12 protein-coding genes are annotated in these 13,242 nt (G+C 39.1%); 11 read left to right on the top strand and 1 reads right to left on the bottom strand.

The genetic code is table 11. From position 1 onward, the window contains the following. From AC1DOS_RS12290 to AC1DOS_RS12260, 7 genes are all read left to right on the top strand, one after another. On the top strand, nt 1-388 hold a 388-nt coding region (locus AC1DOS_RS12290), incomplete at its 5' end, for a transketolase C-terminal domain-containing protein (protein ID WP_477537729.1). A gap of 20 nt (nt 389-408) precedes the next feature. Then, on the top strand, nt 409-1,722 hold the full coding sequence (locus AC1DOS_RS12285; protein WP_477537728.1) for a dihydrolipoamide acetyltransferase family protein: 1,314 nt from the start codon (nt 409-411) through the stop codon (nt 1,720-1,722). 229 nt (nt 1,723-1,951) lie between these two features. Further along, nucleotides 1,952-3,598, top strand: a complete 1,647-nt coding sequence (locus tag AC1DOS_RS12280) for a methylmalonyl-CoA mutase family protein (protein WP_477537727.1) — start codon at nt 1,952-1,954, stop codon at nt 3,596-3,598. Beyond that, complete coding sequence (gene scpA / locus AC1DOS_RS12275; protein ID WP_477537726.1) at nt 3,595-5,748, top strand: methylmalonyl-CoA mutase; 2,154 nt, start codon at nt 3,595-3,597, stop codon at nt 5,746-5,748. Before AC1DOS_RS12280 ends, scpA begins: the two co-directional genes overlap by 4 nt. Continuing rightward, nucleotides 5,748-6,842, top strand: coding sequence for a methylmalonyl Co-A mutase-associated GTPase MeaB (gene meaB / locus AC1DOS_RS12270; protein WP_477537725.1), 1,095 nt, complete (start codon nt 5,748-5,750; stop codon nt 6,840-6,842). The genes scpA and meaB overlap by 1 nt, the downstream gene beginning before the upstream one ends. 62 nt (nt 6,843-6,904) lie before the next feature. After that, a complete protein-coding gene (locus AC1DOS_RS12265) occupies nt 6,905-7,345 on the top strand; it encodes a BrxA/BrxB family bacilliredoxin (RefSeq protein WP_477537724.1) in 441 nt (146 codons plus the stop codon). A gap of 300 nt (nt 7,346-7,645) precedes the next feature. Next, nucleotides 7,646-8,635, top strand: coding sequence for an aromatic acid exporter family protein (locus tag AC1DOS_RS12260; protein WP_477537723.1), 990 nt, complete (start codon nt 7,646-7,648; stop codon nt 8,633-8,635). Nucleotides 8,636-8,657: 22 nt separating this feature from the next. Here the strand turns inward: AC1DOS_RS12260 and prli42 are convergent, their stop codons facing one another. Beyond that, complete coding sequence (gene prli42 / locus AC1DOS_RS12255) at nt 8,658-8,753, bottom strand: stressosome-associated protein Prli42 (protein WP_155979643.1); 96 nt, start codon at nt 8,751-8,753, stop codon at nt 8,658-8,660. 126 nt (nt 8,754-8,879) lie between these two features. On the opposite strand from prli42, the gene mce reads away from it, so the two are divergent. The 4 genes from mce to AC1DOS_RS12235 all read left to right on the top strand — a co-directional run. Further along, nucleotides 8,880-9,290 carry a methylmalonyl-CoA epimerase gene (gene mce / locus AC1DOS_RS12250; protein ID WP_108586793.1) on the top strand — a complete coding sequence of 137 codons (411 nt, stop codon included), beginning with the start codon at nt 8,880-8,882 and terminating at the stop codon, nt 9,288-9,290. A 6-nt stretch (nt 9,291-9,296) separates the two neighbouring features. Further along, the gene (locus AC1DOS_RS12245) at nt 9,297-10,844 is read left to right on the top strand and encodes an acyl-CoA carboxylase subunit beta (RefSeq protein WP_477537722.1); all 1,548 of its coding nucleotides are present in this window, start codon (nt 9,297-9,299) and stop codon (nt 10,842-10,844) included. Nucleotides 10,845-10,857: 13 nt separating this feature from the next. Next, complete coding sequence (locus AC1DOS_RS12240; RefSeq protein ID WP_477537721.1) at nt 10,858-11,982, top strand: M20/M25/M40 family metallo-hydrolase; 1,125 nt, start codon at nt 10,858-10,860, stop codon at nt 11,980-11,982. 88 nt (nt 11,983-12,070) lie between these two features. Then, nucleotides 12,071-13,242: DNA polymerase IV (locus AC1DOS_RS12235; protein WP_477537720.1), on the top strand; the 1,172-nt coding region annotated here is incomplete at its 3' end.

The raw sequence follows: 13,242 nt of genomic DNA, 5'->3' as shown, positions 1-13,242 counted from the left end.
GCGTGAAGGTGAAGATCTTACTGTCATCACTTATGGTCTTGCGGTTCACTTTGCACTTCAAGCTGCTGAACGATTAGAGCAAGATGGAATTTCTTCTCACATCTTAGATTTGCGTACAATTTATCCGTTAGATAAAGAAGCAATTATAGAAGCAGCTTCAAAAACAGGTAAAGTTCTTCTGGTTACTGAAGATAATATGGAAGGTAGCATCATGGGTGAAGTTGCAGCGATTATTGCTGAAAACTGCTTGTTTGATTTAGATGCGCCAATTAAGCGCTTAGCAGGACCAGATATTCCAGCAATGCCTTATGCACCGACAATGGAAAAATTCTTTATGATTAACCCAGATAAAGTCGAAAAAGCTATGCGAGAATTAGCTGAATTTTAACCTGAAAGGAGGAGTTACACTTGGCAATCAAAGAAATTACAATGCCTCAACTCGGTGAATCGGTAACAGAAGGAACAATCGAAAAATGGTTAGTTCAACCGGGTGATAAAGTTAACAAATACGATTCGCTTGCGGAAGTAAATACAGATAAAGTGACGGCTGAAGTCCCTTCATCATTTACTGGTGTTATTAAAGAACTTATAGCTAAAGAAGGCGAAACTTTAGCAGTTGGTGAGGTTGTATGTACCATCGAAACTGATGGCGACGCTTCTTCTGAAAAATCGACATCTCAAGATACTCCTGTCGAAAAAGTAACAGCGACAGAAATGCCTACTGCTGAATCGAAAAAGGCTGCAGCTCCTGCTCCAATTGAACGTGAAAAAGGATCAAAAGCTCGATATTCACCTTCAGTGCTGAAAATAGCACAAGAAAACGATATTGATTTAACACTTGTCGAAGGTTCTGGGAATGAAGGACGTATTACTCGTAAGGATTTACTTGCCCTTATCGAAAGTGGTAATATCCCAACTGCTAAAGCTGAACAAGTGGCTCCTAAAGCGGAAGCTGCACCAGCTCAAACAATGGCTTCAGCTAAACCAGCTGCTGCTCCTGTAAATGTACCAGTAGCTGTTGGAGATACTGAAATTCCAGTTACAGGAATTCGTAAAGCTATTGCGGCTAACATGTTACGTAGTAAACATGAAGCACCACATGCATGGACGATGATTGAAGTAGATGTAACAAATCTTGTTCAATATCGTGATAGCATCAAAAATGAATTCAAGAAAAAAGAAGGCTTCAATGTGACTTATTTCGCATTCTTCGTTAAAGCTGTCTCTCAAGCTTTAAAAGAATTCCCAATGATGAACTCAATGTGGGCTGGCGATAAAATCGTGATGAAAAAAGACATTAATATTTCAATCGCTGTTGCGACTGAAGATGCATTATATGTTCCAGTTATTAAAAGTGCTGATGAGAAAACGATCAAAGGCATCGGTCGTGAAATAAATGAGCTTGCAGGCAAAGTACGTGCAGGTAAATTGAAATCTGACGAAATGCAAGGTGGTACTTTCACAGTTAATAACACTGGATCATTTGGTTCAATTCAATCAATGGGTATCATCAATTATCCACAAGCGGCGATTTTACAAGTTGAATCGATCGTTAAACGTCCAGTTATTATGGATGGTGGCATGATTGCTGCTCGCAGTATGGTTAATTTATGTTTATCACTAGATCACCGCGTATTAGACGGTCTTGTATGTGGACGCTTCTTAGCACGTGTGAAAGAAATCTTAGAAAACATGACAAAAGAAAATACTTCAGTGTATTAAGAAAGTACAAGTGTCATTCTAGCTGGACTCCGGTGCTGGATGGATGAAACGTAAAGTTTTTGCCTAACTGCCCCCGTGTTCCACTAACTGAACTTGAAACTAGACATTATTCAAAAAGTCCGATGCCGAAACTCTCGGTCATCGGGCTTTTTGTACTTTTAACAAAGCCATTTCTCAGTTAGACTAGAAGTATGCAACAGATTCGAAGGAGGGAAGCGCAAGCGACCACATGACAATCGATCAAATGAAGAATACGACATTCCCGAAAGCAAGTTTTGATGAGTGGAAAGATGTAGCAGTTAGAACGTTAAAAGACAAACCGTTTGAGCAACTGATTACACCTACTTTTGAAGGAATCGACCTTCAACCTTTATATACGTCTGAACATTTACATAACACCTTGAACTATTCTGAAATAGTAGCAAATGCTAAACAAGATGCTAACTGGCAAATCGCACAAGCGACGATTAGTACTTCAGCTACAGAATTTTTACATAAATCGAAAGCTCAGTTGGAACGTGGCAATGAAATGATTGTTTACGTTGGAACACCTTCTTCATGGACATGGTCACCAGAAGAGCTTACAGAATTAGCAAGCCTATTAAAAACAAATCTGTTTTATTTATCGGTATCTACAACGGACGATGAAATAATTGGTGTTTTTGAGCTTTTTTCTAAGCAAGAATTAATAGAGTTAAAAGGGTATGTTGCTGGAGTACCTTCTTCATCTTTAACAACAATGATTACAACTAATGAAATTCACCATGCAGGTGGTACAGCAGTACATGAATTAACGCATGCTTTAGTAAAATTATCAAAACTTGCTGATAAGCAAAGTGATTTTGCGAGCAAGGTTGCTGTTCAATTTGCAGTTGACACGAACTTCTTTATGGAAATCGGAAAATTACGTGCTTTTCGGGTATTGTGGAAAGCGTTTTCAACGGCATATAACGTGGAGACAATTGCTATTCCAGTGTTAGCTGAAACTTCACTACGCTCTTATTCAAAATTAGATCCAACTGTTAATTTATTGCGCGCAGGTAACGCGACATTTTCTGCAGTTTTAGGCGGAGCAGATATGATCACGGTTCACCCTCATGATGTATTAACTGGTAGCTCACCGTCGTCTGAACGGATTGCACGTAATGTACAATTAGTCATTCGAGAAGAAACAATGGTTAATAAAATGATAGATGTTGCTGCGGGGTCATATTATGTCGAATCCTTAACGACAGACCTTGTTCGTCAATCGTGGGCTTTATTTTTACAAGTTGTAGAAATGAGTCCTGAACTACAAGAAAGCTATCTAATGGGACTAGCAAATGATATACAGTCTTCTCGTATAGAAGTTCTTGCTAAGCGCAAAACATCTTTAATTGGAACAAATATGTATGCCAATCCGGCTGATACAGTATCAACTTCCGTTTCAAATGAAAGTACAGAAAGACTAGCAATTCCTTTTGAACAACTACGCAAGCATTTTGAAGACAATCAACTTAAGGCGGCAGTAGTTTCATTTGGTGTTTTGAAAGAAGTTAAACCAAGAGCCGACTTTGTTCAAGGATTTTTGCAAGCAGGTGGGTTAAATCCCATAATGAGTCCTGTCTTTACTGAGGCTAATGATGCTTGGCACTGGGTAAAATCAAACCAAATCGACTATGCAGTAGTAGCTGCAAAAGATGAAGTGACGAAGGAAATTTTGCCACTCTTCCTAAAACAAACTCATAACCAAATCATTATTGATGTTGCTGGTAAGTTTGCTGAAGAAAAGCAATGGCAAGAATTAGGACTGCACGGTGCGATTTTTGCAGGACAAGACTTAATTAAAAAAATGCATCAGCTTATAGTCGAAAAGGAAGGGGTGCAGGGGATATGAAGCCCAATTTTAAAGCGGTTCAATTAGAAAAAATAGTTACTCAAGAAAAGAATTCGTCAGTTGCTGAAAATACTTTTTTAACTAATGAAGGCATACGTCTAAATTCTAGATATGCAAAAGAAGATCTTGAATCACTTGAGCATTTGTCAGATTTCCCAGGTATTGCGCCTCATACGCGTGGACCGTATCCGACGATGTATGTTTCACGTCCTTGGACAGTTCGTCAATATGCTGGATTTTCAACCGCAGAAGAAAGCAATGCGTTTTATCGTCGAAACTTAGCGATGGGTCAAAAAGGATTGTCTGTTGCATTTGATTTAGCCACACATCGAGGATACGATTCTGATCACCCTCGAGTAACTGGTGACGTTGGGAAAGCTGGAGTCGCGATCGATTCAGTCGAAGATATGAAAATCCTGTTTAACGGTATACCTCTTGATCAAATGTCAGTGTCGATGACCATGAATGGTGCTGTATTGCCCATCTTAGCGTTTTATATTGTAACAGCTGAAGAACAAGGCGTTTCACCAGAACAACTGGCAGGAACGATTCAAAATGACATTTTAAAAGAGTATATGGTCCGTAACACATATATTTATCCACCTAAAATGTCGATGAAAATCATTGCTGATATTTTTGAATACACATCGAAGTTTATGCCGAAATTTAATTCAATCTCGATTTCTGGCTACCACATGCAAGAAGCGGGTGCCACTGCTGATATTGAGTTAGCTTACACACTGGCTGATGGTCTTGAATACGTCCGAACGGGATTACAAGCTGGTATTGACATCGATTCATTTGCTCCACGTTTGTCATTCTTCTGGGCGATTGGCATGAACTACTTTATGGAAGTAGCGAAAATGCGAGCTGCTCGTCGAATCTGGGCGCAAATGATGCAAACGTTTGATCCAAAGAACCCAAAATCATTGGCACTTCGAACGCATTCTCAAACATCAGGATGGAGTTTAACTGAACAAGATCCTTTTAATAATGTAACCAGAACGTTAATAGAAGCAAATGCATCAGCAATGGGACATACACAATCGCTTCACACAAATGCATTAGATGAAGCGATTGCTTTACCAACGGATTTCTCTGCCCGAATCGCTCGAAATACGCAGCTTTTCTTACAAGAAGAAACGATGATGACAAAAGTTATTGATCCATGGGGCGGTTCGTATGCTGTTGAAAAATTAACGGATGAATTAATGCAGAAAGCATGGTCATTGATTGAAGAAATCGAAGAACTTGGTGGAATGGCAAAAGCGATTGAGACAGGCTTACCGAAAATGAAAATTGAAGAAGCAGCTGCTAAAAAACAAGCGCAAATAGATTCTGGTAAAGAAATCATCATCGGTGTAAATAAATTCAGATTATCAGAAGAAGATCCAATTGATATCTTAAATATTGATAATACGGTTGTGCGACAAACACAAATTGATCGAATCGAAAAAATGAAACAAACGCGTAATGCAGATGATGTCAAACTTGCACTAACGGCCCTTACAAAGGCGGCAGAATCTGGCGAAGAAAACTTGCTTGCATGTGCTGTTCAAGCTGCGAGAGTTCGTGCTACACTTGGTGAAATTTCAGATGCCATTGAAAGCGTATCTGGTCGACATAAGGCGGTGATTCGTTCCGTGAGTGGCGTTTATAGTTCGAATTTCTCGAATGATGAAGAAATAAAAGTGGTCAAAGACATGACCGAAGACTTTAAGGAAAACGAAGGGCGACGTCCACGAATTTTGATTGCCAAAATGGGACAAGATGGACACGATCGCGGAGCTAAAGTCATTGCGACTGCTTTCGCAGATTTAGGTTTTGATGTCGATATTGGCCCATTGTTCCAAACGCCCGAAGAAACATCTAGACAGGCAGCTGAAAACGATGTTCATGTGATAGGCGTAAGTTCTCTTGCTGCAGGTCACATGACATTAGTACCCGCACTTCAAAGTGAACTAAAAAAAATAGGTCGTGAAGATATCCTTATCGTAGTAGGTGGCGTAATTCCTGCTCAAGATTATGCGTTTTTACGTGAAAATGGGGCTTCCGCGATTTTTGGACCAGGAACTGTCATTCCGGTGGCTGCTGCGAAAGTAATAGAAGAAATTTACCGACGTCTTGGGTACGAGGAAGTGAAGGAATAATGGAAGGTCAGGAGAACCAGCAGAAAAGCGCTATGAATGTGATGGGTGGACTTAAGTCTACTCATGACGGTATGGGGCAAACGACTCGAAAGCAATTTCGAAGGTCTCACCAAAAAGAGATTTCTGTCGATGATTTTTCTCGTGAAATTCGTCATGGTTCTAGGCTCCATTTGGCTAAAGCCATCACGTTGCTTGAAAGTACAGTAGCTGAAGATAAACGAACAGGTCAACGGTTACTGCAAGAACTTCTCCCACATACGGGAAATAGTATTCGAATCGGCATCACTGGAGTTCCAGGTGCAGGGAAAAGTACATTTATCGAGGCATTTGGGAAACATTTATGCGAAATGGGATATAAAGTGGCCGTTCTTGCTATAGATCCTAGCTCAAGCCTATCCGGAGGAAGTATTTTAGGCGATAAAACGAGAATGGAAGACCTCGTTAGACACGAAAACGCTTTTATTCGACCATCCCCATCTGCAGGAACATTAGGTGGCGTTCATAAAAAAACGCGAGAAACCATGTTACTGTGTGAAGCTGCAGGATATGATGTTATCTTAATTGAAACAGTAGGTGTTGGTCAGAGCGAAACAATTGTCCGAGGCATGGTAGACTTCTTTATGTTGCTAGTTTTGACGGGTGCTGGTGACGAACTTCAAGGGATGAAAAAAGGCATTATGGAGTTGGCTGATTTGCTAGTTGTGCACAAAGCAGATGGTGATAACGCGAAAATGTCAAAAAAAACCGCAGCTGAATATGAACAAATTCTACATTTTCTGCAACCAGCAACGCCAGGATGGACCACAAAAGCAATGCATGTTTCTTCTATTGAATACATCGGAATACATGAAGTTTGGCAAATCATTAGTAAGTTCAAAGAGACGCTCGTGACTTCTGGTGTTTTCGAAGATCGACGACAGTCCCAAACGAAAGATTGGTTCCATACCATGATTACAGACCGATTAATGGACAATTTTTATGAATTACCTGATACAAAGTCACAAGTCAAATTGCTAGAGCATGAAATTTTGCGAGGCGACATGACGGTTTCTCAAGCCGTCGAAAATTTATTTCCAACCACGCCTAAAACATAGTTTTTGCGTGTCAATAAACGAACTGCTATTATTAGAATTGAAGTTCGAAGGGAGATTTACAAATGAATATGGATTTTAACTTATTAATGAATGATATAGTACGACAAGCTCGCGGTGAAATGGAAGCAAGCGGGTATGAGCAATTAACTTCAGCAGAAGACGTTGAACAAGCATTCGCTCGTCAAGGTACTTCACTAGTTATGATTAACTCAGTATGTGGTTGTGCAGGCGGGATTGCTCGTCCAGCAGCTGCCAATGCAGTACATTATGATAAACGTCCAAATCACTTAGTTACGGTATTTGCAGGACAAGATAAGGAAGCAACTGCTCAAGCACGTATGCTTTTTGGTGAAGAGCATTTACCTTCATCACCTTCATTTGTTCTATTAAAAGATGGACAAGCTGTTGCTGAAATTGGCCGTCACGAGATAGAAGGTCATGATCCAATGTCAGTTATTACTCACATTCAAGCCCTTTTTGAAGAACATTGTGACGAGCTATAAAAATGAGAAGGGCACTATTCAGTGCTCTTTTTCTTCTTTATTTCTATAAGATTGCCCTTGTTAAACTTTACTATTGTTGTCGTACATATGCGCTAGCGCACGGTTTGCATGAACCAACAAGTATGAAAACGTGGGTCTCAAGCTTCACGCTCATGCGGCATGCTAGACACAAATGAACTCTTTCGTTTTTTATTTAATATCAACAGTATTAATATAGCTAAAAGAATAAATAATAGGTTAATCTTGATACATGTTAAGAAAAGGTTGATTTACACTTTTCTTACGAAAGTTGGTGAACACATGGATTTCCGACGATTTCGTATCGGTTATCGAACGTTAAAAACAGCTGTTGGTGCTAGTATTGCCATGCTCATCGCCATGTTTTTAAATTTGGATTATTATAGTTCTGCATTTATATTAACGGTATTATGTATTCAACCAACGAAAAGAAAATCGGTTCGTGCCGTCTATGCGCGCATAATTTCAAGCATAATTGGTATCGGATTTGCATTTATCTTTTTTGAAGGAATTGCTTATAATCCAATCGTTTTTGGTATTATTTTACTACTTTTCATTCCAACTCTTGTTTCTTTAAAATTTCAAGATGGCTTTGTTTCAAGTGTTGTCATCTTACTCCATTTATTTGATGCAAAAGAATTATCATGGGCACTTTTGTGGAATGAAGCTCAATTGATGGCTGTAGGCTTCGGTGTAGCACTGCTCGTCAATATGTATATGCCAGACATAGAAAATGATTTAAAGAAATATCGATTAACTCTCGAATCACTGTATTCAACAATCTTTCATGAAATTGCTTTGTACTTACGCAACAAGGATTCGGACTGGGACGGAAAAGAGCTCGTTCAAGCAGCTGAAGTCATTGAAAAAGGAAAAGCCCTTGCATACAAAGATGTTGAAAACCATCTAAATCGAAGACAAAATCTTTATTATCTTTATTTTGACATGCGCGAACAACAGTTCGAAATTATTGAGCGAGTCTTACCGAAAATCACTGCGTTGCCAGTCACTATTTCTCACTCTTATCACGTCGGGGAATTTATTGAGGATTTAGCCAACCATGTGCATTCTGGAAATACTGCGAATACCTTTATCTCAAAATTAGATGATGTAAAAGAAGAATTCTCGAAGATGCCACTTCCAAAAGATCATGAAAACTTTTTGGCAATGGCTGCTCTCTATCAGTTTATTGAAGAAATGGAGCAATATTTACAAATTAAACGAAACTTTGTCGGATTCAAAATGAAAAAAAAGACAGCTGCGAAGGATTAAACATTCCTTCAAAGCTGTTTTTTTAGAAGAATAAACTTAATCCAAACAAGGCACTTGATAAAACCATCATGATAATCATTAAATAGACGATGAACTTACGAAAATTAGCATTACGCATATGATACAACTCCTTTAACAATCTAGTCCTAAGTGTAGTAGAAATCGAAAAAATTCTCAAGAGGTAKAGTTTTCAAAAAGAAATCGGTACAATAGAGGATGGACATTATAGAAGGGTGTGGCTATTTTGAAAAAGGTTGATCATATCGGCATCGCCGTTAAAAATCTAGACGAAACAATCCCTTATTATACAGAAACACTTGGACTAAAAGTTTTGAAAATTGAAGAAGTGGCTTCCGAATCAGTTCGTGTGGCATTCATTGATGCAGGTAATGTTAAACTGGAGTTACTAGAGCCAATGTCAGAACAAAGTGCCATTCATTCGTTTATTGAAAAAAAAGGGGAAGGCATTCATCATATCGCTTTCGGTGTTGAAGGAATTGAAGAACGCATGAATGAACTTCGAGAAAAAGGAATTCGAATATTAAATGAACAACCGAAGATAGGAGCGGGTGGTGCACAAGTGGCGTTTTTACATCCGAAATCTTCCTTCGGCGTGTTATATGAATTATGTGATAAAAGCAGTATAAAGGGGTAATACTAAATGGATATTTATGAGAAAATTAGTGATTTATATGATCGCAAGCGTGAGATTGAACTTGGTGGCGGAGACGAACGGATAGAAAAACAACATGCTAAAGGTAAATTGACAGCGCGTGAACGTATTGACTTATTGGTCGATCGAGGGACGTTTGTTGAATTGAATCCATTTGTAGAACACCGAACAGTTGACTTTGGGATGGATACTCAAAAGGGTCCAGGAGATGGAGTCGTAACAGGTTACGGAAAAGTAAATGGACGTGCAATATACTTATTCTCACAAGACTTTACAGTCTTTGGTGGCGCGCTTGGGGAAATGCATGCCATGAAAATTGCCAATGTGATGGATTTAGCTGCTAAAAATGGTGCTCCATTTATTGGATTAAATGATTCTGGTGGTGCACGTATTCAAGAAGGTGTTGTATCACTCGATGGATACGGACATATTTTCTATCGAAATGCTATTTATTCTGGTGTGATTCCACAAATTTCTGTCATTTTGGGACCATGTGCTGGTGGTGCTGTTTACTCTCCAGCCATTACTGATTTTGTATTCATGGTTGATAAAACGAGTCAAATGTTTATTACAGGACCAAAAGTAATTGAAACGGTTACTGGAGAAAAAATTTCTTCTGAAGACTTGGGTGGTTCAAAAGTACATAATGCCATTAGTGGAAATGCTCACTTCCGTGCGGAAACCGAACAAGAAATCTTACAACAAGTAAGAGATTTATTAAGTTACTTGCCACAAAATAACGACGAAAAGCCACCTCGTTTAGAAGTGGATCATCTAGACGACTATCGTCCAGAATTAACTGAAGTCGTTCCGTTTGAAGCAATAAGACCCTATGATATTCGAAGAGTGATTGAACAAGTTGTGGATCAAGATTCGTTCATGGAAGTACAAAAAGAATTCGCTCGTAATGTTGTCGTTGGACTTGCTCGAATCAAAGGCGAGGTTGTTGGATTAGTTTGTAACCAACCTAAAGTGATGGCGGGTGGTCTTGATATCGATTCTTCGGATAAAGCAGCTCGTTTTATTCGATTCTGTGACTCATTTAATATTCCAATTATCACATTTGAAGATGTTACTGGATTCTTCCCAGGGATAAAACAAGAACATGGTGGAATTATTCGTCATGGGGCTAAAATTTTATATGCATATTCAGAAGCAACGGTTCCGAAAATGACCGTTATCTTACGTAAAGCATATGGTGGTGCGTATGTAGCTCTTAACTCGAAATCAATTGGAGCGGATTTGGTGTTTTCTTGGCCAAATGCAGAGATTGCAGTGATGGGTCCACAAGGGGCAGCGAACGTAATCTTTTCCCGGGAAATCGCGCAAAGTGACAATCCTGAACAAACGCGTGCGACAAAAATCGAGGAATATCGCGAAAAATTTGCAAACCCATATGTTGCCGCAGCGCGTGGTATGGTCGACGATGTAATTGACCCTCGAGAAACACGTATTAAACTCATTCAAGCATTAGATATGATGCGCAATAAGAAAGAAACGAGACCAGCCAAAAAGCATGGGAATATCCCATTATAAAGGAGTTTTTCACTTGACCAATCAACGATTAGTTGATGAATTTTTAGAACTTATTCAAATAGATTCTGAAACTAAACATGAGCAACTTATTGCACCTATTCTAATTGGGAAATTAGAAGCTTTAGGTTTTGATGTATTCGAAGATGATTCGGCTACTAAAAGTGGACATGGAGCAGGTAACTTAATTGCCACTTTAAAGGGTAGTAAGCCTGATGTAACCACCATTTATTTCACTACGCATATGGACACTGTTGTACCTGGTAAAGGAATCAAACCTGAACTACGTGAAGATGGCTATATATACTCAGACGGCACCACTATTTTAGGTGCTGATGATAAAGCAGGAATTGCTGCTCTTTTCGACATGGTGAAGCGATTGAAAGAAGAGTCAATTGAGCACGGAGATATTCAATTTATTATTACAGCAGGGGAGGAAAGTGGCTTAGCAGGAGCTAAACACTTGGATCCTACTCGTATTACAGCGAAATATGGCTTTGCAGTCGATTCTGACGGAAAAGTCGGCGGTATTGTAACTGCAGCGCCATATCAAGCTAAAATTTGGGCAACGATTCGTGGTAAAACAGCTCATGCAGGTGTAGCACCTGAAAAAGGTATTTCTGCTATTAACATCGCTTCAAAATCAATTGCAAAAATGACTTTGGGACGGATTGATGAAGAAACAACTGCTAATATCGGTAGCTTTGAAGGCGGTGGTGCAACAAATATTGTCTGCGATGAAGTGAAAATATTAGCTGAAGCACGTTCAATTGTTCCTGAAAAACTGGATAAACAAACTGCACACATGAAATCTGTTTTTGAAGAAACTGCAGCTGCCATGGGTGGACAAGCAGAAATCGAAATACAACTAATGTACCCTGGTTTCCGTTTTGGGGAAGAAGAACATGTGACACAAGTAGCTGTAAAAGCAGTTGAAAACCTTGGTCTCACTCCAAATCTAGGTACTAGTGGTGGTGGTAGTGATGCAAATATTATCGCTGGTTTCGGCATTCCTACGGTTAACTTATCTGTGGGTTATGAAGAAATTCATACGAAAAATGAACGGATGCCTGTTGCAGAACTTGAGAAATTATCAGATCTACTTGTAGAGATTGTAAAAGAGTCTTCTAAACAAGTTTAAATAACTTGATGGAAAAGAGAAGTCAGGATGCCCTGACTTCTCTTTTTTTGTTATGATTAAACTAAGTACAAGTAGAGGCGATGAGGACATGACAAGCATAAAACGAGGGAATTCTCGGATTATTTTTCATATCGATATGAATAGTTTTTATGCATCTGTTGAGCAATCATACGATCCAAGCTTAAAAGGCAAAGCAATTGCAATTGCGGGTAATCCAAAAGAACGGCGTGGAATATTAGTGACCTGTTCTTACGAAGCACGTGCAAAAGGTGTTTACACAACGATGAGCGTCTGGGAAGCTAAACGAAAATGTCCTGAGCTTATATTATTGCCACCTAATTTTGAGCGATACCGAATTGCATCACGAGCGATGTTTGAAGTTTTAAAATCATATACAAAACAAGTAGAACCAGTATCCATTGATGAAGGCTATATGGACGTTACCGATATTGATGGACCAATGACCGCTCTTCAAATTGCTGACGATATTCAGACGAGGTTGTTAACGGAACTTGATTTGCCTTGTTCGATTGGCATTGCTCCGAATAAGTTCTTAGCAAAAACGGCGTCAAATCTAAAGAAACCAATGGGCATTACAGTATTACGTAAACGTGATATTGATAAAATACTTTGGCCACTGCCAGTTCTAGACATGCATGGTGTGGGGGAAAGTACGGCCAAAAAATTGTACAGTATAGGATTACAAACGATTGGCGATATTGCAAAAGCAGAAGAAGGTTTATTAAAAGAAACTCTTGGAAAGAATGGCAGTCGATTAAAAAAACGTGCAAATGGATTTGATGATCGTGCTGTCGATCCAGATTCTGTCTATGATACGAAGAGTGTTGGAAGTTCAACAACTTTACCTACTGATGAAAGTGATCTTCATGAATTGAAAAAAGTGTTCAAAAGCTTAACTTCAAAAGTCGCAAATCGTTTGGAATCGAAGCGCTTAGCAGGTCCAACAGTATCCATACAAATACGGGATTCAGATTGGAATAATTCTTCACGTAGTCAATCGACTCGTAACTTGATTTATGAAAAGGAAAAAATATTTGAAGTTGCGTGGACCTTATTTACGAAAAATTGGGATGGTCGGCCGATACGGCTATTAGGTGTAACGGTTAGTAATGTGGTAGATCGCGTAGACTTTACTGAACAATTATCTATTTACAATTTTGAAGAACACGCGAAAGAAGAGCCGATATTAAATTTAGTCGAATCACTTCAAAAAAGATTCGGCAAAGAAATGGTTACTAG

It is taken from the genome of Paenisporosarcina sp. P5_A11 (assembly GCF_056400705.1).
Note: the sequence above shows the minus strand (reverse complement) of the source record. Positions and strands in the feature narration are given on the sequence as shown.